The sequence below is a fragment of the Pseudoxanthomonas sp. LjRoot125 genome (assembly GCF_964252705.1).
In the GTDB taxonomy this organism is placed as follows: Bacteria; Pseudomonadota; Gammaproteobacteria; order Xanthomonadales; family Xanthomonadaceae; genus Pseudoxanthomonas_A.
Window position 1 is genome coordinate 2,724,042 of record NZ_CAXUOY020000001.1, and the last position, 22,158, is coordinate 2,746,199.

General features: G+C 68.1%; 23 protein-coding genes. 17 read left to right on the forward strand and 6 right to left on the reverse strand.

Going from position 1 to position 22,158, the window contains the following annotated elements; all coding sequences use genetic code 11:
- Positions 1-31: 31 nt before the first annotated feature.
- Both ACSION_RS12545 and ACSION_RS12550 read right to left on the reverse strand, forming a co-directional pair.
- Positions 32-961, reverse strand: coding sequence for an alpha/beta hydrolase (locus tag ACSION_RS12545; RefSeq protein WP_435306163.1), 930 nt, complete (start codon positions 959-961; stop codon positions 32-34).
- A 20-nt stretch (positions 962-981) separates the two neighbouring features.
- Positions 982-1,602, reverse strand: coding sequence for a TetR/AcrR family transcriptional regulator (locus ACSION_RS12550; protein ID WP_093486391.1), 621 nt, complete (start codon positions 1,600-1,602; stop codon positions 982-984).
- 215 nt (positions 1,603-1,817) lie between these two features.
- Between ACSION_RS12550 and ACSION_RS12555 the strand changes: the two genes are divergently transcribed.
- Entirely contained in the window at positions 1,818-2,918 is a 1,101-nt protein-coding gene (locus tag ACSION_RS12555; protein ID WP_093486393.1) for a Glu/Leu/Phe/Val dehydrogenase dimerization domain-containing protein, read from the forward strand.
- 55 nt (positions 2,919-2,973) lie between these two features.
- A complete protein-coding gene (locus tag ACSION_RS12560) occupies positions 2,974-4,146 on the forward strand; it encodes an isovaleryl-CoA dehydrogenase (RefSeq protein ID WP_142125240.1) in 1,173 nt (390 codons plus the stop codon).
- Between the two features lie 71 nt (positions 4,147-4,217).
- On the opposite strand, the gene ACSION_RS12565 is transcribed toward ACSION_RS12560, so the two are convergent.
- Positions 4,218-5,006: a DUF2189 domain-containing protein gene (locus tag ACSION_RS12565; RefSeq protein WP_435306164.1), complete on the reverse strand. Its 789-nt coding sequence runs from the start codon at positions 5,004-5,006 to the stop codon at positions 4,218-4,220.
- A gap of 126 nt (positions 5,007-5,132) precedes the next feature.
- Here ACSION_RS12565 and ACSION_RS12570 point away from each other — a divergent pair, with 126 nt between their 5' ends.
- The 7 genes from ACSION_RS12570 to ACSION_RS12600 all read left to right on the forward strand — a co-directional run bounded on the left by ACSION_RS12570 (position 5,133) and on the right by ACSION_RS12600 (position 10,917).
- Positions 5,133-6,308 (forward strand): thiolase family protein, encoded by a 1,176-nt coding sequence (locus ACSION_RS12570; RefSeq protein WP_435306165.1) that lies wholly within the window; start codon positions 5,133-5,135, stop codon positions 6,306-6,308.
- 170 nt (positions 6,309-6,478) lie between these two features.
- Entirely contained in the window at positions 6,479-6,823 is a 345-nt protein-coding gene (locus ACSION_RS12575) for a hypothetical protein (RefSeq protein WP_056880473.1), read from the forward strand.
- A 163-nt stretch (positions 6,824-6,986) separates the two neighbouring features.
- Complete coding sequence (locus ACSION_RS12580) at positions 6,987-7,364, forward strand: hypothetical protein (RefSeq protein ID WP_435306166.1); 378 nt, start codon at positions 6,987-6,989, stop codon at positions 7,362-7,364.
- A 121-nt stretch (positions 7,365-7,485) separates the two neighbouring features.
- Positions 7,486-9,093 (forward strand): carboxyl transferase domain-containing protein, encoded by a 1,608-nt coding sequence (locus tag ACSION_RS12585; protein WP_435306167.1) that lies wholly within the window; start codon positions 7,486-7,488, stop codon positions 9,091-9,093.
- 3 nt (positions 9,094-9,096) lie between these two features.
- Entirely contained in the window at positions 9,097-9,846 is a 750-nt protein-coding gene (locus tag ACSION_RS12590; RefSeq protein ID WP_435306168.1) for an SDR family oxidoreductase, read from the forward strand.
- Positions 9,847-10,015: 169 nt separating this feature from the next.
- Positions 10,016-10,552 (forward strand): bactofilin family protein, encoded by a 537-nt coding sequence (locus tag ACSION_RS12595; protein WP_056880476.1) that lies wholly within the window; start codon positions 10,016-10,018, stop codon positions 10,550-10,552.
- The gene (locus ACSION_RS12600) at positions 10,549-10,917 is read left to right on the forward strand and encodes a hypothetical protein (RefSeq protein WP_435306169.1); all 369 of its coding nucleotides are present in this window, start codon (positions 10,549-10,551) and stop codon (positions 10,915-10,917) included. The genes ACSION_RS12595 and ACSION_RS12600 overlap by 4 nt, the downstream gene beginning before the upstream one ends.
- 10 nt (positions 10,918-10,927) lie before the next feature.
- On the opposite strand, the gene ACSION_RS12605 is transcribed toward ACSION_RS12600, so the two are convergent.
- Genes ACSION_RS12605 through ACSION_RS12615 form a run of 3 tightly spaced genes read right to left on the reverse strand, consistent with a single transcriptional unit; the run spans position 10,928 to position 13,290 of the window.
- Entirely contained in the window at positions 10,928-11,179 is a 252-nt protein-coding gene (locus ACSION_RS12605; protein ID WP_435306170.1) for a DUF6587 family protein, read from the reverse strand.
- Between the two features lie 3 nt (positions 11,180-11,182).
- Positions 11,183-13,048 (reverse strand): ferrous iron transport protein B, encoded by a 1,866-nt coding sequence (gene feoB, locus ACSION_RS12610; RefSeq protein WP_435306171.1) that lies wholly within the window; start codon positions 13,046-13,048, stop codon positions 11,183-11,185.
- A complete protein-coding gene (locus ACSION_RS12615; protein WP_435306172.1) occupies positions 13,045-13,290 on the reverse strand; it encodes a FeoA family protein in 246 nt (81 codons plus the stop codon). Before ACSION_RS12615 ends, feoB begins: the two co-directional genes overlap by 4 nt.
- Positions 13,291-13,398: 108 nt before the next feature.
- On the opposite strand from ACSION_RS12615, the gene ACSION_RS12620 reads away from it, so the two are divergent.
- From ACSION_RS12620 to yeiP, 8 genes are all read left to right on the forward strand, one after another.
- On the forward strand, positions 13,399-14,199 hold the full coding sequence (locus ACSION_RS12620; RefSeq protein WP_435306173.1) for an enoyl-CoA hydratase-related protein: 801 nt from the start codon (positions 13,399-13,401) through the stop codon (positions 14,197-14,199).
- A gap of 4 nt (positions 14,200-14,203) precedes the next feature.
- A complete protein-coding gene (locus ACSION_RS12625) occupies positions 14,204-14,605 on the forward strand; it encodes a VOC family protein (protein ID WP_435306174.1) in 402 nt (133 codons plus the stop codon).
- Positions 14,605-16,596, forward strand: coding sequence for an acetyl-CoA carboxylase biotin carboxylase subunit (locus tag ACSION_RS12630; protein WP_435306175.1), 1,992 nt, complete (start codon positions 14,605-14,607; stop codon positions 16,594-16,596). The genes ACSION_RS12625 and ACSION_RS12630 overlap by 1 nt, the downstream gene beginning before the upstream one ends.
- An 8-nt stretch (positions 16,597-16,604) precedes the next feature.
- Positions 16,605-17,216: a hypothetical protein gene (locus ACSION_RS12635; RefSeq protein WP_435306176.1), complete on the forward strand. Its 612-nt coding sequence runs from the start codon at positions 16,605-16,607 to the stop codon at positions 17,214-17,216.
- Positions 17,213-18,133, forward strand: a complete 921-nt coding sequence (locus ACSION_RS12640; RefSeq protein WP_093486425.1) for a hydroxymethylglutaryl-CoA lyase — start codon at positions 17,213-17,215, stop codon at positions 18,131-18,133. Before ACSION_RS12635 ends, ACSION_RS12640 begins: the two co-directional genes overlap by 4 nt.
- On the forward strand, positions 18,130-20,694 hold the full coding sequence (locus ACSION_RS12645) for a sensor domain-containing protein (protein ID WP_435306177.1): 2,565 nt from the start codon (positions 18,130-18,132) through the stop codon (positions 20,692-20,694). Before ACSION_RS12640 ends, ACSION_RS12645 begins: the two co-directional genes overlap by 4 nt.
- A gap of 82 nt (positions 20,695-20,776) precedes the next feature.
- Entirely contained in the window at positions 20,777-21,547 is a 771-nt protein-coding gene (locus tag ACSION_RS12650) for an SDR family NAD(P)-dependent oxidoreductase (protein WP_435306178.1), read from the forward strand.
- A 41-nt stretch (positions 21,548-21,588) separates the two neighbouring features.
- Positions 21,589-22,155, forward strand: coding sequence for an elongation factor P-like protein YeiP (gene yeiP, locus ACSION_RS12655; RefSeq protein WP_093486429.1), 567 nt, complete (start codon positions 21,589-21,591; stop codon positions 22,153-22,155).
- Positions 22,156-22,158: the final 3 nt, after the last annotated feature.

Consider the following 22,158-nt stretch of genomic DNA (forward strand, 5'->3'; position numbering starts at 1 on the left):
CCTACGGTGGCGTGCGGTCACGCCGTTCGCGTCAGCACAGGCCGAACGGCAGCTCGCGCGTGGACACCACGCGCTGGCCGACGGTTTCGCCGCGCAGGAAGCGCAAGGCGGCATCGAGCGTTTCCGGCGCGATGGTCACGCGATGGTGGCCGAGCCCGTTCGTGCTGAGCAGCGTGGCCTGCGGCCAGTAGCGCGCGTAACGCTCGCCTTCGCACCACGGCACGTCGGTGTCTTCCAGGTCGTGCACGACCAAGCCGGGCCGCGCGATCTGCGGCGCGGTGGCCTGCGCGTGCAGATCGCGGATGTCGTGCGCGGTGAGTTCCTGGTACTCGTCGAACAACCGCCGGCTGAGGAACTGCGCCAGCCCCACCATGCCGCCGAAGCGGCGCGCGGCATCGAACGGATCGGCGGCGGGCGCCAGCAGGATCACGCGCTCGGCCTGCAGCCCGCGCGCCATTGCGATCGCGCTTGCGGCGCCGCCGAGCGAATGACCGACGACGGCGGCCAGCGGACCGGTGTGGTCGGCGACCCGGGCGATCGCTTCGGCGAACATCGGCAGCGTGGCGCGGCGTCCGCTGCTGCGGCCATGCGCGGGCTGGTCGAACGTCACCACGGCATAGCCGGCGCGGCGCAGCGGTTCCACCCACGGCAGGAAGCGCAGGCCGAAGCTGGACCAGCCATGGGCCAGCAGCACCGTCGGTTCGCGGGCCGGATCCCCCCACGTATAGGTAGTCAGGCGTTCGCGGCCGAAGGCCAGTTCGCCCAGGCGCGCGCCGCCGGTGTCGGCCTGCCTGGCCCGCGTGCGGGCACCGGGCATGGGCGTGCAGAACAGCTGGAACGCCCGGGTCAGCGTGCTGCGCGGGGCGAGCCAGCTGCCGACGGCGAGACGGGCGCTCAGAAGACGCAGTGCGAGGGGTTTACGAACGGTCGTGCTATTTTGACGGACAGTGACAGCAGCCATGGCGGTGGACCTCGGGGGCGTCAGGCGGGGGTGGAGACAGCGGGGGCGCCGTAGGACGCCAGCAGGCGGTCCAGGGAACGGCGGGCGAGCAACGGGGCTTGCTCGGCATCGTAAAGCCGGGCGTCGTGCAGGCCCTGGGCGACGGCGAACAGTTCGAACGCAAGCAGGACCGGATCGGTCTTCGGCGACAGCTCACCGGTGTCGATGCACATGCCGATCGCCTTGACCAATTGCTGGCGCAGCTGGAGCAGCCAATCGACGATGCGGTCGCGCAGCAGGCCCGGGCGGGCGTCGTATTCGTGGGCGGCGGCCAGGATCACGCAGCCGTCCGGGTTGTCGCAGACCCACTGGAACCAGTGTTCCATGATGGCGCGCAGGCGCGGCAGGCCGCGCGGTTGGCTGATGGCCGGGCCGATCACGGCGCGTGCATAGCGCTCGGCCGTCCACTCCAGCACGGTCAGCTGCAGGTCTTCGCGGGAGCCGAAGTGGGCGAAGACGCCGCTCTTCGACATGCCGGCGGCCGTGGCCAGCTCACCGATCGACAGGCCTTCCAGCCCGTGCCGGGCAGCGATGTCGTAGGCCCGCGCGACGATCATCTCGCGGGTGGCATTGCCTTTGTGGGTGGCGGCCTGGGGACTCATGGCGACAGAAATGGCACGGTCGTTCGCTTCTCACAATAGGCCGGAGGTCACCCCGCCCCCAGGCGGCTGTCATCTCGCCGGAGGACGATTGGATTAAACTGGCGCCCAGCGACGACCACGGCGGAATCCGGAAACGTCGCTTTTTTCTTTTCTGACAACCCGTTAGCCGTGAAGGCAAGCCCGCGCCGGTTCCACCCGCGCACCGGAGCCCACCCATGATTTTCGAAACGCTCGACACCTCCGGCCACGAACAGGTCATCTTCTGCCACAACCCGGATGCCGGGCTGAAGGCCATCATCGCCATCCACAGCACCGTGCTCGGCCCGGCGCTGGGCGGCGTGCGCATGCGGCCCTACGCCGACAGCGCGCTGGCGCTGACCGACGCACTGCGGCTGAGCCGCACCATGACCTACAAGAACGCGCTGGCCGGCCTCAACGTCGGAGGCGGCAAGGCCGTGATCATCGGCGACAGCAGCCAGGACAAGACCGAGGTGCTGTTCCGTTCCTTCGGCCGCTACGTGGATTCGCTGGGCGGCCGCTACATCACCGCCGAGGACGTCGGTACCGACGTCAACGACATGGAAAACGTCTACCGCGAGACCGAATACGTGGTCGGCGTGCACCAGGTGCATGGCGGCTCGGGCGACCCGGCCCCGTTCACCGCCTACGGCGCACTGCAGGGCCTGATGGCCACGCTGAACCGCAAGTTCGGCAACGAAGAGATCGGCAAGTACAGCTATGCCGTGCAGGGCCTGGGCCACATCGGCATGGAGTTCGTGAAGCTGCTGAAGGAGCGCGGCGCCAAGCTGTTCGTCACCGACCTCAACCCGGCGCTGGTCGAGCACGCGGTGGAGGAATACGGCGCCGAAGCGGTGAAGCCGGACGAGATCTACGACCTGCCGGTGGACGTGTTCAGCCCCTGCGCGCTGGAGTACGCGATCAACGAACAGACCCTGCCCCGCCTGAAGGCGAAGGTGATCTGCGGCACCGCGAACAACCAGATGTCGCACGTGACAGGCGTGGAAGCGGCCAAGCGCGGCATCCTGTACGCGCCGGACTACGCGGTGAACGCGGGCGGCGTGATGAACGTATCGCTGGAGATCGACGGCTACAACCGCGAACGCGCGATGCGCATGATGCGGACGATCTACCACACGGTCGGCAAGATCTTCGACCTGGCCGAGAAGGAAGGCATCGCGCCGCAATACGCGGCCGACCAGATCGCCGAGGCGCGCATGAAGGCCATCGGCAAGTTGAAGCTGCCGCTGGGCCGCACCGCGCCGCGCTTCATGGGCCACCTGCGCGGCGAGCACTGAGACCGAAGGCGTTACCGAAAACCTGGAAGTTGGGCCGCGGAGGAGGGAGGACCGAATGCGACCGGATACCGTCAGCGGGTTTCCGCTGGGCGAAGAGTTGGATGCGCTGCGCGAGGCCGTGCAGCGGTTCGCGCAGACCGAGATCGCGCCGCGTGCGGCGCAGATCGACCACGACAATGCGTTCCCGCAGGACCTGTGGCCCAAGCTGGGCGAGCTGGGCCTGCTGGGCATCACCGTCGACCCCGAGTTCGGCGGCAGCGGCATGGGCTATCTGGCCCACCTGGTCGCGATGGAGGAAATCTCGCGGGCGTCGGGTTCGGTCGGCCTGAGTTACGGCGCGCACTCCAACCTGTGCGTGTCCAATCTCTACCTCAACGGCAACGCCGCGCAACGCGCGAAGTACCTGCCGAAGCTGTCCAGCGGCGAGTGGAAAGGCGCGCTCGCGATGAGCGAACCGGGCGCCGGCTCCGACGTGGTCGGTTCGATGAGCTGCCGTGCCGAGCTCAGGGACGGTGTCTGGGTCGCCAACGGCAACAAGATGTGGATCACCAACGGGCCGGAAGCCGACGTGCTGCTGGTCTACATGCGCACCGCCGGCAAGGATGCGGGCAGCAAGTGCATGACCGCCTTCATCGTCGAGCGCGGCATGAAGGGCTTCTCCACCGCGCAGAAGCTCGACAAGCTGGGCATGCGCGGCAGCAACACCTGCGAACTGGTGTTCGAGAACTGCGAGATCCCCGCCGAGAACGTGCTGGGCGAGGTCAACCAGGGCGTGCGCGTGCTGATGAGCGGCCTGAACACCGAGCGATTGGTGCTGAGCGGCGGACCCATCGGCCTGATGCAGGCCGCGCTCGACATCACCCTGCCCTACGTGCGCGAGCGCAAGCAGTTCGACGCGGCCATCGGTACGTTCGGCCTGATGCAGGGCAAGCTGGCCGACATGTACACCGCGCTGCAGTCCAGCCGCGCCTTCGCCTACCAGGTGGCACGCGGCTTCGACGAAGGCCAGGGTTCGCGCGCCGCGGCGGCAGGCTGCCTGCTGCACGCGTCGGAAGCCGCCGTGCAGGTGACGCTGGAAGCGATCCAGTCGCTGGGTGGCAACGGCTACATCAACGAGTACCCCGCCGGCCGCCTGTTGCGCGATGCGAAGCTCTACGCCATCGGCGCCGGGACCAATGAAATCCGCCGCATGCTGATCGGGCGGGAGCTGTTCGACGGCCGGGGTTGATCCTCCCGTCGTCGCAGGGTGGGCCATGGCCCACCGTCTTCATGGATAGTGATGGCGGGCTGAAGCCCGCCCTACCGCGCGCCAGCCCCTTCCAGGGCTGGCCACGAAGTCGCATCCAGCGTTTCCCGATAGGCGTGCCAACTGGCGTAGGCCAGCCAGGGCATCAGGATCGCCAGCCCGAGTAGCGCGGTGGCGAAGCCGATCGCGGTCAGGGTCACCAGCACCAGGCCCCATACGGCCATCACGCCCTTGTTGCGCATCACCGCATGCACGCTGGAGACGGCGGCCGTGACCATGTCGACGTCGCGGTCTGCGATCATTGGCAGCGAGAACGCGGTCACCGCGAACGTCAGCGCGGCGAACACCGCGCCGATGGCCGACCCCAGCGCCAGGAATTCCCAGAACGCGCCCGGATCGCTTCCATCGAACGGGAAGAACGCACTGACCATCATCCCGGCGCGCGACCACAGCAGGATGATCACCCCCTGCCCCAGCGCGAATACGCCCGCCTGCCCCAGCACGCGACGGGCGAGCACGAACGAATCGCGCAGGCGCGGCGTGCGCCCCTGCTCCAGCGCACGGCTCACGCAATACAGGCCTACGCAGATCAGCGGTGCGACGAACACGAACCCCGACAACAGGGTCGCCAGCAGCGCGAACCGGCCCAGCACGAAGGCCAGCCACGAGATGCCGGCGCTCACCAGCACGATCACGCCACCAAACAGCAACGACAGGCCTGGCGCCCGGCGCAGATCTCGCCAGCCGGCGCGCAACCAGCGCCATGGAGCGCCCGCGTCCAGGGTCGCGCAGGGCACGACAAAGGCGCGCGGTACCGCATCTGCGGACGATTCTTCTGACATATAGCTCTCCCCTCCGGCCCGAGCATACGCCGCGCCGGGGCATGCGACCCTGTACGAACGGCCGATTTGCCCGCCGTCGGGCCGGGGCGGGATAATCGGGATCTCACTCCACGCGGGAAGTCCCCCATGTCCGACATCGTCATCGCCGCCGCCAAGCGCACCGCCATCGGTTCGTTCCTTGGCCAGTTCAACGGCGTTCCCACTCCTACGCTGGGCGCGGCCGCCATCGCGGCGGCGCTGGAACAGTCGGGCATCCCGGCCGCGGACGTGTCCGAGGTCATCATGGGCTGCGTGCTGCCGGCCAACCTCGGCCAGGCACCCGCGCGCCAGGCCTCGCGCGCGGCGGGCATCCCGGACGCCGCGGGCGCCACGACCATCAACAAGGTCTGTGGCTCGGGCATGAAGGCGATCATGCTGGGCCATGACCTGATCAAGGCCGGGTCGGCCAGCATCGTGGTCGCCGGCGGCATGGAATCGATGAGCAATGCCCCGCACCTGATCCCGAACTCGCGCACCGGCAACCGCTACGGCAACTTCCAGGCGGTGGACCACATGGCGTGGGACGGCCTGACCAGCCCGTACGACGGCCAGCCGATGGGCGTGTTCGCCGAAGCCACCGTGGCCAAGTTCGGCTTCACCCGCGAAGAGCAGGATGCCTACTCCATCGAATCGGTGACCCGCGCCCAGGCCGCGCAGGCCTCCGGCGCGTTCGACGGTGAGATCGTCCCGGTCAAGGTCGCGACCCGCAAGGGCGAGGTCGAGGTGGCCACCGACGAGCAGCCGGGCAAGTCGGACATCGCCAAGATCCCGACCCTCAAGCCCGCCTTCAAGAAGGATGGCAGCGTCACCGCTGCCAGCTCGTCCAGCATCTCCGACGGCGCCGCCGCGACGGTCCTGCTGAGCGCCGACGAAGCCGCCAAGCGCGACCTGCAGCCGTTGGCGAAGATCGTCGGCCATGCCACCTATTCCCAAGCGCCGGAATGGTTCACCACCGCGCCGGTCGCCGCCATCGACAAGCTGCTGAAGCAGGTCGGTTGGACCGTGGACCAGGTGGACCTGTTCGAAGTCAATGAAGCGTTCGCCGTGGTGGCGATGGCGCCGATCAAGGAACTGGGCATCCCGCACGCCAAGGTCAACGTCAACGGCGGTGCCTGTGCGCTGGGCCATCCGATCGGCGCGTCCGGTGCCCGCCTGGTGGTGACCCTGATCAACGCGCTGCGCGTCCGTGGCCTCAAGCGCGGCATCGCGACCCTGTGCATCGGCGGTGGCGAAGCGACCGCGATCGCGGTCGAGGTGGCCTGAGGTTTTGCGCAGTTTGGGGCGAAGGCGTGCGCGTTTTCCTTTGCCCCATAGTGTTTAACAACGGATTGACAAAGATAACCGGCCAACCGCTTGACAGCGGTAATGGGCTTGTCATCATGTTGCAGGCGCGCAATTGCGCGTTGCCTAACTAACGACGAGGAAATGCAAAGATGACCATGAACAAGGCTCTGATCGCGCTGGCTCTGGGTTTCGCCCTGGCTGCGTGCTCGAACCAGGAGCAGGCTGCTGACGCCGCCGCTGACGCCGCTGCCGCTTCGACCGAAGCCCAGGCTGCTGCCGACGCCTCGGCCGCCGCTGGCGAAGCCACCGCCGACGCCGCCCAGCAGTCGGCCGACGCCGCTGCCGCTGCCGCCGACGCTGCTTCGACCGCCGCGACCGACGCTGCTGCCGCCACCACCGGCGAAGCCGCTGACGCTGCTGCCGACGCCGCTGCCCAGGCTGCTGACACCGCCGAAGCTGCGACCGACGCTGCCAAGGAAGCCACCAAGCAGTAATCTGCTGGCGGTTGCCTGATTTAGCGTTAAACTGAAGAAGCCGCCAGTTCGCTGGCGGCTTTTTCTGTATCCGGGTCCGGCATCCCGGTTCGGCCTCCTGAACGGACGAACACGTCGCCTTCCCGGCGCCACCTTCCACACACATACCGATTTGGGGATCCACATGAAGATCAAGAGCACCGTCCTGCTGGTCGCCGCCGTCCTGGCTCTGAGCGCCTGCACGAAGAGCGAGTCCACCGACGCCGCCGCCGCCGACGCCGCCGCTGCCGCCGACCAGGCCGCCGCTGCCGCGGGTGACGCTGCCGCCGCCGCTGGCGACGCCGCTTCCGCTGCCGGCGACGCCGCCGCTGCCGCGACCTCCGACGCCGCTGCTGCCGCGACCGCCGCCGCTGGCGACGCCGCCGCCGCGACCGAAGCCGCTGCCACCGACGCTGCCGCCGCCGCTGCTTCGGCCACCGCCGACGCCGCCCAGGCGACCGCCGACAAGGCTGCTGAAGTGGCCGACAAGGCCGAAGCCAAGGCTGAAGAAGTCAAGAAGTAATCGACTCGCCTTCGCGCGAATCGGAAAAGGCCCGCGCAAGCGGGCCTTTTCTTTTGCACTGCGGTTTGGCGCATGCCGGGCTTTGTGGTCTGATGCCGCCTTTCCCGCTTTCGCGTGCCGCATGCCTGCCATCGCTTCGCAACTCGATCCGCGCTCGCCCGACTTCACCGCCAACGCGGCCTACCACCGGGTGCTTGTGCAGGAACTGGACCGCCGGCTCGCGCGTGCCGCCGACGGCGGCGGCGAGAAAGCGCGTGGCAAGCACACCGAGCGCGGCAAGCTGCTTGCGCGTGATCGCATCACCGCCCTGCTCGACCCGGGTTCGCCGTTCCTGGAAATCGCGCCGCTCGCCGCCGAAGACATGTACGACGGTGCGGCACCGGCGGCCGGCATGGTGTGCGGCATTGGCCGCGTGATGGGGCTGGAAGTGGTCGTCGTCGCCAACGACGCCACCGTCAAGGGCGGCACCTACTTCCCGATGACGGTGAAGAAGCACCTGCGCGCGCAGGAGATCGCCCGCGAGAACCGGCTGCCCTGCATCTACCTGGTCGACTCCGGCGGCGCGTTCCTGCCGCTGCAGGACGAGGTCTTCCCGGACCGCGAGCACTTCGGCCGCATCTTCTACAACCAGGCACGACTCAGCGCGGAGAACATCCCGCAGGTCGCGGTGGTGATGGGCAGCTGCACCGCCGGCGGCGCCTACGTACCGGCGATGTGCGACGAAAGCGTCATCGTCCGCGAGCAGGGCACGATCTTCCTCGGCGGCCCACCATTGGTAAAGGCCGCCACCGGCGAAGTGGTGGATGCCGAAGCGCTCGGCGGCGCCGACGTGCATACCAGCGTATCGGGCGTGGCCGACCACTTCGCCGAGGACGACCGCCACGCGCTGGAGATCGCGCGCGGCATCGTCGGCCATCTCAACCGGCGCAAATCCGTTCCGGTCGCCGTGCGCGACGCGCGCGAGCCGCTCTACGCCGCCGAAGAGCTCTACGGCATCGTGCCGAAGGATACGCGTCGGCCGTTCGACATCCGCGAGGTCATCGCCCGCATCACCGACGGCAGCGAGCTGGATGAATTCAAGGCGCGCTACGGCAAGACGCTGGTCACCGGCTTCGCGCACCTGCACGGCTATCCCGTCGGCATCATCGCCAACAACGGCATCCTGTTCGGCGAGAGCGCGCTCAAGGGCGCGCACTTCATCGAGCTGTGCAACCAGCGCGGCATTCCGCTGGTGTTCCTGCAGAACATCACCGGCTTCATGGTCGGCCGCAAGTATGAGAACGCCGGCATCGCCAAGGACGGGGCGAAGATGGTCACCGCAGTCGCGTGCTCGTCCGTACCCAAGTTCACCGTCGTCATTGGTGGCAGTTTCGGCGCCGGCAATTACGCGATGTGCGGGCGTGCCTATGGCGCGCGCTTCCTGTGGATGTGGCCCAATGCGCGTATCAGCGTGATGGGCGGCGAACAGGCCGCCAGCGTGCTGGCCACCGTAAAGCGCGACGGCATCGAGGCCGCAGGCAAGACGTGGTCGCCAGAGGACGAGGACGCGTTCAAGGCCCCGATCCGCGAGCAATACGAAAGCCAGGGTAGCCCGTGGTACGCCACGGCCCGCTTGTGGGACGACGGCATCATTGACCCCGCCGACACGCGTCGCGTGCTGGGGCTGGGCATCTCGGCGTCGCTCAACGCGCCGATCGAGCCGGCGAAGTTCGGCGTGTTCCGGATGTAGTCGATGGCATCGCAGGTGGTTCTCGTCACCGGAGGAAGTCGCGGCATCGGCGCGGCAACCGCCGTGCTGGCCGCGGAACGCGGCTATGCCGTCGGGGTCAACTATCGCCTCGATGCGGATGCGGCGGCTTCCATCGTGCAGCGGATCACCGAGGCAGGTGGCCGCGCCGTCGCCCTGCGCGCCGATGTGTCGGACGAAGCGGACGTGGTCGCCATGTTCGCTCGGCTGGATGAGACGCTGGGGCCGGTGACCGCACTGGTCAACAACGCCGGCATCCTGGAAACGCAGATGCGCGTGGACGCGATGGACGCCGCCCGCATTGGCCGCATCCTTGCCACCAACGTCACCGGCACCCTGCTCTGCTGCCGCGAAGCCGTGCGACGGATGTCCACCCGTCACGGCGGCCTGGGCGGTGCGATCGTCAACGTATCGTCGGTCGCGGCGAAGACCGGCTCGCCGGGCGAGTACGTCGACTACGCCGCATCCAAGGGCGCAATGGACTCATTGACCGTGGGCCTGGCACAGGAAGTCGCGCAGGAAGGGATACGCGTCAACGCGGTCCGACCGGGCTTCATCTACACCGGTATGCACGCCGACGGTGGCGAACCTGGACGGGTGGAGCGGGTCAAGGCCTTCGTGCCGATGCGGCGCGGCGGCCAGCCCGAGGAAGTGGCCGAAGCCATCCTGTGGCTGCTCTCCACGCAGGCGGCGTATTCGACGGGCACGTTCATCGACGTCGCCGGCGGGCGCTGAGTCTCGCCCCCACTTCAGACATGTGAGAGGCGCGTCGACAACTCCGGCTGGCAGGTGAACCGGTGCGACGCGGGCGATGTGGCATTGCCGTTTGGCAGGCGTGATCACAACGTGAGGGGCCCGCCATTGGCGATAGTCCAGTGTCCACGTCACCCGGAGCATCCCCTGCATGTCCATCTGGAAAGACCAAGGCCCCGCGAAAAAAGAGGCCACGCCGCCCCTCCCCGAGCCCACGCCCGCCGCTGTGCGTGAGGCGCCGGCCGTCGCCGACTTCTCGCCCACGGTGACCGCTCCCCCCGGCACGCGCGCGCCCGAGCGGGCACCACAGGAGGCGTTGAAGGAATCGTTGATCGCCTCCGACCTGACCATCGAAGGCAAGATCGAGGGTACGGGCCACATCCGCATCGCCGGCAAGTTCAAGGGCGACGTCAACGTGCAGGGCGACCTGACCATCGAGACCGGCGCCAAGCTCAATGGCGGCGTGCGGGCGAAGAAGGTCACCATCGCCGGCGAACTCGAGGGCAACATCGAATCGGCCGCGCGCGTCGAACTGCTCGCCTCCGGCGTGCTGATCGGCGACGTCAAGGCCGGTTCGCTCACGGTCGCCGCGGGTTCGCGGATGCGCGGCCAGGCCGATTTCGGCTGGGACGAAGTCGCCAGCAAGGGCGGCAAGTCCGGCGGTACGGAGTCCGGCGCGGCCGCATGAGCCAACCCCGCCCTGGCAGTGCCGGCGCCACCCGCACCTGCCCGCACTGCAAGGCGACCATTCTGGAGAGCGCGGCGGTCTGTCCCGGCTGCCGCCACCACCTGCGCTTCGAACCGGACGCGGGCGCCAACGCGGCGCCTGCGCTCACTCCGCTACGCATCGAAGGCACGCTGCAGCCGCCCGCCGAAGGCGCGGCCTGGGAGTACAGCGTCGTGTTGTCCATTCGCAACGACCGCGGCGAGGAAGTGACCCGCCAGGTCGTGGGCGTCGGCGCGATGCAACCGCATGAGCAACGTAGCTTCGTCCTGTCGGTCGAGCTCAACCCTGCCACGGGCAAGGCCGCAGGCCGCCGCACGCGGCACTGACCTCGCGGGATCAGTTTTTCTTGTCTGGCCCGCAACTGCTGCAGCCGCCACATGCGGCATCGCTGGCAGATGATCCGGCGGGCGCGATCCAGCGCCCCAGCATGCGTTGCCAGTTCGCATTCCCTTCGCGCAGCAACGGCAGCGCCATCGCGATCCGTGCTTTGCGCAGCGGACCGGGGAACTGCTTCTTCAGCACCACCCACACGCTGGCCACCACCAGGATGGCGATGATGGCGTATTGCAGTGCGAGCGAGACATCCATGGCTCAGCCACCGCCCAGGGCGCTGGCCACCTGGTAGGTCACCAGCGAGGCCAGGTAGGCCAGCGCGAACAGGTAGAACGTCGCGAAGCCCATCTGTTTCCACGAGTTGGTCTCGCGCTTGATCGTCGCCAGCGTAGAGATGCACATCGGCGCGTAGATGAACCAGACCAGCAGCGACAGCGCGGTGGCCAGCGACCAGCCATCGCTGATCACCGGCGTCAACGCCTGGATCGCAGCGTCGTCGTCGGCGGCAGCGAGCGCATAGATCGTGGCCAGCGACGATACGGCGACTTCCCGCGCCGCCAGGCCGGGAATCAGCGCGATGCAGATCTGCCAGTTGAAGCCCAGCGGCGAGAAGAAGACCGCCATGGCATGGCCGATGCGACCCGCGAAGCTATAGTCGATCGCCGGCCCGATCGCGCCTTCCGGCGGTGCCGGAAAGTTAAGCAGAAACCAAAGAAGGATGGTCAGCGCCAGGATGATCCCGCCGACGCGCTTGAGGAAGATCATCGCGCGCTCCCACAGGCCGATCAGCAGGTCGCGCGGATGCGGAATGCGGTACGAAGGCAGTTCCAGCAGCAGCGCATGCTCGCTTTTGTCGCGACGCCACTTCTTCATCACCCATGACACGATCAATGCGCTGACGATACCGGCGGCATACAGGCCGAACAGCACCAGACCCTGTTGGTTGAAGACGCCCCAGACGGTCTTCTGCGGAATGAACGCACCGATCAGCAGCGCGTAGACCGGCAGCCGCGCCGAGCAGGTCATCAGCGGCGCAACCAGGATCGTCGCCAGGCGATCACGCGGGTCCTGGATGCTGCGCGTGGCCATGATGCCGGGGATGGCGCAGGCGAAACTCGAGAGCAGCGGAATGAACGAACGACCCGACAGACCCGCCGAGGCCATCATGCGGTCGAGCAGGAACGCCGCGCGCGGCAGGTAGCCGCTTTCCTCGAGCGCGAGGATGAAGGCGAACAGGATCAGGATCTGCGGCAGGAACACGATCACGCCACCCAGACCCGCGATGATGCCGTCCACCAGCAGACTGTTGAGCGGTCCGTCCGGCAAGAAGGCCCCGGCCCACTCGCCCAGCGCGCCTGTACCCGCTTCGATCAAATCCATCATCGGCGTGGCCCAGGCATAGACAGCCTGGAAAATCAGGAACATCACCACCGCCAGTGCCAGCAAACCGAACACCGGATGCAGCAACCAGCGGTCCAACGCATCGTCGATCTTCGCGGTGCGGGTCGGCATGCTGACCGCCAGCGATAGCAGGCGGCGCGTTTCGGCGTGCAGGTCTGCACCTTCCGCGAGGCGGGCGGCGGGTTCGTGCGGTCGCGCCGCCGTGCGGTCGATCTGCTCGATGAGCGCGCGCGCGCCGTTGTGCTTCACGGCCACGGTCTCGACGACGGGCACGCCCAGTTCGCGCTCCAGCGCGGCGAGGTCGATGGCGATGCCGCGACGCTGCGCGGCATCCATCATGTTCACCGCGAGGATCATCGGCTTGCCGAGTTCGCGCACTTCCAATGCGAAGCGCAGGTGCAGGCGCAGGTTGGTCGCATCGACGACGCAGACGAGCACGTCGGGCGCGGCTTCGCCCGGATAGAAACCGCGGCAGACATCGCGGGTGACGGCCTCGTCCAGGCTGGCCGCATGCAGGCTGTAAGCGCCCGGCAGATCGAGCACGGCGTACTGGCGGCCGGATGCGGCGGAATGCAGGCGGCCTTCCTTGCGCTCCACGGTCACGCCGGCGTAGTTGGCGACCTTCTGCCGGCTGCCGGTCAGCTGGTTGAACAGCGCGGTCTTGCCACAGTTCGGGTTGCCGACCAGCGCCAACCGCAACGTCGAGGCTTCCGCCGCGCTCATACGCCCGCTCCGTTGCGCAGGCGGATGCGCGCGGCTTCGGAGCGGCGCAGCGCGAAGCGGGTGAAGCCCACCTGCACCAGCAGCGGCTCGGCGCCCAGCGGGCCCTTCGCGACCACTTCCACTTCCTCGCCGTTGACGAAGCCCAGTTCGCGCAAGCGACGGGCGATCGAATCCTGGGGACCGTGGTCTTCCACGGTGTCGACGATGGCGGGGGTACGCGAAGGCAGCTCTGTCAGGATCACGCCGGGCTCTCAAATGCGAACTATTCTCATTGTAGCATCGCCGCAGTGCAGGAAGGCCGCAACGCAGCGTGCCGTTATCATTCAGCGACTTCGCAAGGAACGGTCGCAATGGCGGAATTCCCGCAGGAACACCCCTTCGTGCTGGAACGCACCGGCGCCATCGCCCGTCTCCGGCTGGACCGCCCCACCCTCCACAACGCCTTCGATGCAGGCCTGATCTCGGACCTGACTGCCGCACTGAACCAGTTGGCGGCCGACGCCGAGGTGCGCGTGGTCGTGCTCGAAGGCAGCGGCGCCTCGTTCTCCGCCGGTGCCGACCTGAACTGGATGCGCGGCATGGCGTCGGCCAGCGAGGCCGAGAACCGCGAGGACGCCCTCGCCCTCGCCCGCCTCATGCGCACGCTGGACGAACTGCCCAAGCCGACGATCGCCCGCGTGCACGGCGCGGCTTTCGGCGGCGGCGTGGGACTGGTCGCCTGCTGCGATATCGCCATCGGCGTGCCGCCGGCGAAGTTCGGCCTGACCGAAAGCAAGCTGGGCCTGCTGCCGGCGGTGATCTCGCCCTACGTGATCGCCGCGATCGGTGCGCGCGAGGCGCGTCGCTGGTTCGCGACGGCGGAGATCTTCGATGCGGCCACGGCGTTGCGGATCGGCCTGCTGCATGAAGTCGTCGAAGCAGAGGCGCTCGATGCCGCCATCGAGCGGCAGATCGCCCTCTTGCTGAAGGCCGGACCACAGGCCGCTGCCGGCGCGAAGCGGCTGGTCGCGCGCATCGCGTCCACGACCGACCGGGACCGCGCCGACAGCGACAACGCCGATCTGATTGCCCGCCTGCGGGTCTCACCCGAGGGACAGGAAGGCCTGTCTGCCTTCCTCGACAAACGCGCGCCCGGTTGGGCCAAGGAATGAATCGATGATCGATCATCTGGGCATTGAAGTTGCCGACTATGCGCGCAGCCGCGCGTTCTACACGCGCGTGCTCGCCACGCTCGGCTACGGCGTCGTCATGGAGGTCACGCACGAGATGAGTGGCGGCTATGAAGGCTGCGGCTTCGGTCCGCCCAACCGCCCGCATTTCTGGGTCGGCAAAGGCAGCGGCGAGCCTGGCCGTGGATCGCATATCGCGTTCACTGCGGGCAGCCGCGCGCAGGTGGACGCCTTCCACGCCGAAGCATTGGCCGCCGGCGCACGCGACAACGGCGCGCCCGGCCTGCGCGCGCATTACCACCCGAACTACTACGGCGCCTTCGCCATCGATCCGGATGGCCACAACATCGAAGCCGTCTGCCACCTGCCCGCGGATACCGACGCCTGATGTTTTCCAAGATCCTGATCGCCAACCGCGGCGAAATCGCCTGCCGCGTCATCCGTACCTGTCGTCGGCTGGGCATCGCCACGGTGGCCGTGTATTCCGAGGCCGACGCCGACGCGCAACACGTGCGCCAGGCGGACGAGGCCTATCTGATCGGCGGCCCGCGACCGGCAGACAGCTATCTGCGCGGTGACGCGGTCATCGCCGCGGCCAAGGAAGCGGGCGCGCAAGCCATCCACCCCGGCTACGGCTTCCTGTCCGAGAACGCGGACTTTGCCGACGCCGTCGCCGCGGCAGGCCTGGTGTTCATCGGTCCTTCCGGGACATCGATGCGCAAGATGGGCAGCAAGGCCGGCGCGAAGGAACTGATGGCGGCGGCAGGCGTACCCGTGGTGCCGGGCTACACCGGCGAGGACCAGACGCCGAACACGCTGTCGCGCGAAGCGGCACGCATCGGTTTCCCGTTGATGATCAAGGCGGTCCACGGCGGCGGCGGCAAGGGCATGCGCGTCGTGCACCGGCTGGAGGACTTCATCGCCCAGTTGGAGAGCTGCCAGCGCGAAGCCACCAATGCCTTCGGCCGCGACCGCGTGCTGCTGGAGCGCTACGTGTCGTCGCCGCGCCACATCGAGATCCAGGTGTTCGCCGATGCGCACGGCCACACGCTGCATCTCAACGAACGCGAATGCTCGGCGCAGCGCCGCTACCAGAAGGTGCTCGAGGAATCGCCCTCGCCCTTCCTGACCCCGGCGCTGCGCACCGCGATGGGCGATGCCGCGGTGAAGGCCGCGCAAGCGATCGACTATGTCAACGCGGGCACGGTGGAATTCATCGTCGATCCCGACGGGCAGTTCTACTTCATGGAGATCAACACCCGCCTGCAGGTGGAGCATCCAGTCACCGAACTGGTCACCGGCCTCGACCTGGTGGAGTGGCAGTTGCGCGTCGCCGCGGGCGAGCCGTTGCCACTGGCGCAGGACGATATCCGCCAGCAGGGCCACGCGATCGAAGTACGCCTTTATGCCGAAGATCCGGAAGCGGGTTTCCTGCCCGGCTCCGGGCGTCTCGAGCGACTCGCGCTTCCGCCACCGTCACCGGGCGTGCGGATCGATGCCGGCGTGGTGGAAGGCGACACGGTGACGATCTTCTACGACCCGATGATCGCCAAGCTCATCGTCCACGGCGCCGACCGCGCCGAGGCCCTCGGTCGCCTGCGCGAGTCGCTGGCCCAGTGCGATATCGCGGGCCCCAAATCCAACATCGCCTTCCTGGAACGGCTCACGCGCCACCCCGCCGTCATCGAGGGCCGGATCGACACCGGCTACCTCGACCGGCATCTGGACGAGTTCATGCCATCGGCGACATTGCCGACCGGACATCGCGTCGCCATCGCCGTGGCCGAGTTGCTGCGCCAGGAAACCGAGGCCCAGGCCACCGCCGCGCGCAGCAGCGACCCTGGCTCGCCCTGGGCGGTCACCGACGGCTGGCGGCTGGGTCATGCGGGCGCACGGCCGCTGGCCTTCCAGCACCGGGGAGAAGCCTGGGAAGGCCGGGCGCACGGCCACGGGGGTCGTTACCGGGTCGACCTCGACGACGGCCAGCATGACGTGGAGGCCGCCCAGCTGACCGGCGGCCTGCTCGGTTTGCGTATTCATGGACAGGCGCGGCGATTCCGCGTCCTGCGGCATGGCACCCGCCTGACGCTGCACGATGGGGAACAACGGACGACGGTGGAGACGGTGCCTGCCTACCGGCGCGCGGATGCGACCGAGGCGTCGGGCAGCGGGAAGATCGTCGCGCCGATGCCGGGACGCGTGGTGCTGGTGAAGGCGCGGCCCGGGGATGCGGTGGTGGCCGGACAGGAGTTGCTGGTGGTGGAAGCGATGAAAATGGAGCTTGCCGTCAAGGCACCGCGCGATGGCGTGGTGGCTGAAGTGCGCGCCGCGGCGGGCGACTTCGTCGAGGCCGATACCGTCCTCGTGGCGCTGGAATGAGGGCCGCCATGACGTCGCTGCGTCCGTTGACCGTCCTGCTGCTGGCGGCCAGCCTGTTGACCGGCTGCGTCATGTTCGAACAAGCCCCTGCCCCACTCGCCTGCGACCCGGCCCTGGTCGGACGCTGGATTCCCTTGCCCGACAGCCCGCAGGACCGGGTGCCACTGGGCAAGGACGACTACGCGGACGTCGACGCCAAATGCCATGTTCGCCTCCGCGACAACCATCGCCAGGACGAACCGGGCTTCGATGCACTCGGCTTCGAGGTGGACGGTGATCGCTACCTGGCCCTCGGCTTCAAGGAGCTGGAAGGCCTGTTCGGCACCGGGAAGGCCGCCGCGCCGCCGATTCCGAAAGGCATGCCCGCGGGTGCCGTCACGTTGCTGAAATACCGCATCCACGACGATACGCTGCAGATCGCGATGCTCGACACGGTGACCATCATGCAGCGGGTCCAACAGGGCGGCCTCAAGGCGCGCGAGACCGACGCCAGCACGTACCTGTTCGAAGGCAGTCCCGCCCAGCTGCGCGACCTGCTGCGCAAGCATCCGGAACTCTTCGAAGCGTTCGACGGCAAGGCCAAGACGCTGCGCATGCGTCGCGCAAAGGCGGGCACATGACCCTGCCCACGCCGTCTCCCGGCGGAGACTTCGTCCGCATCGTCGAAGTGGGCCCGCGTGATGGCCTGCAGAACGAAAAGACGCAGGTCGCGACCGCCGACAAGGTGGAGCTGATCGACCGCCTGACGCGCACCGGCCTGCTGAGCATCGAGGCCACGAGCTTCGTCAGCCCGAAATGGGTCCCGCAGCTCGCCGATGCCGCCGAGGTGTTCTCGGCCATCCACCGGCGGCCGGGCACGGCCTATCCGGTGCTCGTTCCGAACGAAACGGGTTACGACCGAGCGCGCGCCGTGGGCGTGGAGGAAGTCGCCGTGTTCACGGCGGCCTCCGAAGCCTTCAACCAGAAGAACATCAACGCCTCGATCGACGAATCCATCGAGCGCTTCCGTCCGGTGCTGGCCCGCGCAGCGAGCGACGGCGTGAGGGTCCGCGGCTACGTGTCCACCGTGCTCGGCTGCCCCTACCAGGGCGACGTGCCGCTGGCGGACGTGGTACGCGTGGCGAAGCAGCTGCATGCCCTGGGCTGCTATGAAATTTCCCTCGGCGACACCATCGGCGTGGGCACGCCGCGCAAGGCGGCGGAGATGCTGAAAGCCGTCGCCGCTGAAGTCCCGATGCCGGCGCTGGCGGTGCATTTCCACGACACCTACGGCCAGGCACTCGCGAACCTGCTAGCCTGCCTGGACGTGGGCGTGCGCGTCGTCGACGCCGCGGTGTCCGGCGCGGGCGGTTGTCCCTACGCCAAGGGTGCCAGCGGAAACGTGGCCAGCGAGGATGTGGTGTACCTGTTGCACGGCCAGGGCCTGCGCACCGGCGTGGACCTGGACCTGCTGGCCGAGACCGGCCGCTGGCTGGCGACCCGGCTGGGCCGCGAGACCGGCAGCCGCGTTGGCAAGGCACTGGCGGCCGCGGCATGAACCACGACGCGGCCAGCGAAGGTCTCGACCTGCCGGCGCTTGTCGCCGCGCTGGAACGCGCTGCCGCCGAGCGCGGCCCGGACGACGCCACCGCCCTGCTGCTGTGGCAGGCCCGCGACGCGCTGCTTGCCAAGCAACATGAAGCCGACACCGAGCGCTCGCGCTACCGCAACCTGTTCGACGCGGTCCCCGACCCGGTCAGCATCATCGCCGAGGACGGCACGGTGCTCGACCTCAACAAGGCCGGCATGTCGGCTTACAAGCGGCCGCCTGAAGAGATCGTCGGCCGCAACATCAACGTGCTCAACCCCGACCTCCCCCGCGACCACCTGATGCCGGTGTGGGAGACGCTGAACCGGGGCGAGACCTACGTCATCGAAGTCACCAACATGCGCGGCGACGGGACGCGGTTCCCGGTCGAAGTGCACTCGGCGAACATCAACTTCGACGGCCGCAAGAGCATCGTCGCCGTGGCACGCGACATCAGCTCCCGGCGTCTCGCGGAAATGCGCTACCGCGAGCTGATGGAAACCATCGACAAGGGCATCGTCGTCAACAACCGCGACCTCGTCGTGCAGTACTGCAACGGGGCCGCGATGCGCATCTTCGGCATCCGCGAAGATCAGCGCGTCGGCCAGGAACTTTCGCTGGACCGCTGGCATGTCGTCGACGAGCACGGCCGCGAGATGCAGCGGCACGAGCTTCCCGCACAGCGCGCCCTGGACAGTGGGCAGATGGTGGAGAGCGTGCTGTTGGGCATGTACCACCGCGAGCGCAAGCACCTGATCTGGGTCACGGCCACGTCGGTCCCGCAGTTCGCCCCCGGCGAGAGTCGTCCCTCCCAGGTGACCACGCTCTTCAGCGACGTCACCGAGCTCAAGCGCGACAGCGCACTGTTCGATCGCGCGCAGTCGCTGGCCCACATCGGCGGCTGGGAATGGGACATCGGGCGCGATCGCATGTACCTGACCGACGAAGCGCAGCGCATCCTCGGCGCCGCGCGCCCGCTGATCACCCTCGACGACGTGCTCACCTGCCTGCGCGAATCCGACCGCAGGCGGCTGCGCGGTGCGCTGAACCTGATCACCGGGGGCGGCAAGGGCTTCGACCTGGAACTCCAGGGCACGCAGGCCGACGGCCACCCTTTCTGGATCCGCGTGATCGGTGATGCAGAACCTGGCGATCCCGGCGCGTCCCGCATCACCGGCACCATGCAGGACATCTCGCAGGACAAGCAGGCGGAGGAGACGCTGCGCATCCAGGCGCGTACCGATCCGCTGACCGGCCTGATGAACCGCGATGCCGTGCTGACCGAACTCGGCGCGCGCCTGAGCGACCCGGAACGTGCACAGGTCGCGGTGCTCTACATCGACCTCGACCGCTTCAAGATGGTCAACGACGTGCTGGGCCACAACGCGGGCGATGAACTGCTGGTGCAGGCGTCCGACCGCATCCGTGGCGCGGTGGGCACCGACGGCATGATCGCGCGCTTCGGCGGCGACGAATTCCTGGTCATCTGCGATGCCGGCGACGACCCGCAATTGCCCGAACAGCTGGCGCACGCGGTACTGGGCGCGTTTGCCGACTCGTTCCGCTTCGGCAAGGACGAATTCGCCATCACCGCCAGCATCGGCCTCGCGGTCGCGCCAGGCGATGGCCTGCGCCCGCAACAACTGATCCAGAACGCCGACATCGCGATGTACGACAGCAAGCATCGCGCCCGCAACGGCTGGCAGAGCTTCACCCAGGAGCTCGCGCAGCGGCAGCAGGACCGCCTGCAGATCGAGACGCAGCTGCGCCGCGCGGTGGACAACGAGGAATTCCGCCTCGTCTATCAGCCTCAGGTCGACCTGCGCAACGGCCACATCATCGCGGCCGAAGCGCTGATCCGCTGGCAGAACCACCAACTGGGCGAACTGCGCCCGGACGTGTTCATCAGCCATGCCGAGACCACGGGCGACATCGTGCGGATCGGCAGCTGGGTGCTGCGCGAGGCCTGCCGCCAGGTGGCGGCATGGCGCGACCAGGGCCTGGGCATCGTGCGGGTGGCGGTCAACGTGTCGTACCGCCAGTTCGCCGGCGATGACCTCGCCGACCGCGTGCGCGCGATCCTCACCGAGTTCAACCTGCCGGGCGCTGCGCTGGAACTGGAATTCACCGAGCGCGTCCTGATCGAGGATGCGCCCGCCACGCTGCGCACCTTCGCCGACCTGCGCCAGTTGGGCGTGGTGCTGACCATCGACGATTTCGGCGAGGGCTACAGCGCGCTCAACTACCTGCGCCGGCTGCCGATCCATGGTCTGAAACTCAGCCCACTGTTCACCGAGGGCGTGCCCAACAATCGCTCGGACGTGGCGGTCTGCCAGGCCGTCTCGGCGATCGCGCGCAGCCTGGGGCTGGGACTGGTGGCCGAAGGCGTGGAATCCGAGGCGCAGCGCCAGTTCCTGCTCAACCTGGGCGTCCCGGTCGGCCAGGGCTTCCTGTTCGCGCCGGGCCTGTCGCCGGACGAGTTCGCGCGCCGGTTGGCCGACACCCCGCTGGAGCGGGCGCTGCACGCCTGAGCCCAGCCGGCTCACCTGCGGGTGCGACGCCCGTCACCCGCCATCGCGTAAAATGCCGGCCTTTCCGTACCAGGTCCGCCGCATGCAGCTTTCCGATACCCGTGCCGTCATCACCGGCGGCGTCTCCGGCCTGGGGCTGGCCGTCGCCCGCCACCTCGTCCGCCACGGCGGCAAGGCCGTCCTGTTCGACGTCAACGATGAGAAAGGCGCCGCTGCCGTCGCCGAACTGGGCGAAGGCAACGCGCGATACGTGCGTACCGACGTGACCGACGAAGCCGGCGTTACGGCGAACATCGCCGCGGCCAGGGAATTCCTGGGCGGGCTGAATGCCGCGATCAACTGCGCCGGCATCCTCGGTGCCGGACGCGTGCTGGGCAAGGAAGCACCGATGCCGCTGTCCACCTTCCAGGCCACGGTGATGGTGAACCTGGTGGGCAGTTTCAACGTGGCCAAGGCGGCCGCGGACGCGATGCAGCACAACACCCCGAACGCCGACGGCGAGCGCGGCATCATCGTCAACACGGCGAGCGTGGCGGCCTACGAAGGCCAGATCGGCCAGGCGGCCTATTCGGCCTCGAAGGGCGGCGTGGTCGGCATGACCCTGCCGATGGCGCGCGAACTGTCGCGCTTCGGCATCCGCGTGATGACCGTGGCGCCCGGTATCTTCTGGACCCCGATGGTCGATGGCATGCCCGAAGCCGTGCAGCAGTCGCTCAGCGCGTCGATCCCCTTCCCGTCCCGCCTCGGCAAGCCGGAAGAGTTCGCCGACCTGGTCGCCTACATCCTGGGCAATCCCTATCTCAACGGCGAGACGATCCGCCTGGACGGCGCCGTGCGGCTGGCGCCGAAGTAAGCCATCGCTTCCCTCTTTCCTTTCCTACTGACGGTTCATCCATGAAGGCTTTTGACATCAAGAAGGGCAACGTCGTCGAACACAACGGCGGCGTGTACCAGATCCGCGACATCGAGCGCAGCTCGCCGCAGGGCCGCGGCGGCAACGTGCGCTTCCGTTTCATCATGTACAGCGTGCCCGGCGGCAACAAGCTGGACGCCAGCTTCGACGCCGACGACAACCTGTCCGAAGTGGAGCTGCTGCGCCGCCAGGCGACTTACTCCTACAAGGACGGCGATGCCTTCGTGTTCCTCGACGACGAGGACTACACGCCTTACACCCTCGACGCGAACGTGATCGGCGACGATGCCGGTTACATCACCGATGGCCTGAGCGGTTGCTACGTGCAGGTGATCGACGAACTGCCGGTCGCGCTGCAGCTGCCGCAGCACGTCACGCTCGAAGTGGTGGAAACGCCGCCGGAACTGAAGGGCGGCACCGCTACCAAGCGTCCGAAGCCGGCCCGGCTCAGCACCGGCATCGAGATCATGGTGCCCGAGTACATCACCAACGGCGAACGCATCCTGGTCAACACGACCACCGGCGAATTCGGCGGCCGCGCGGACTGACCC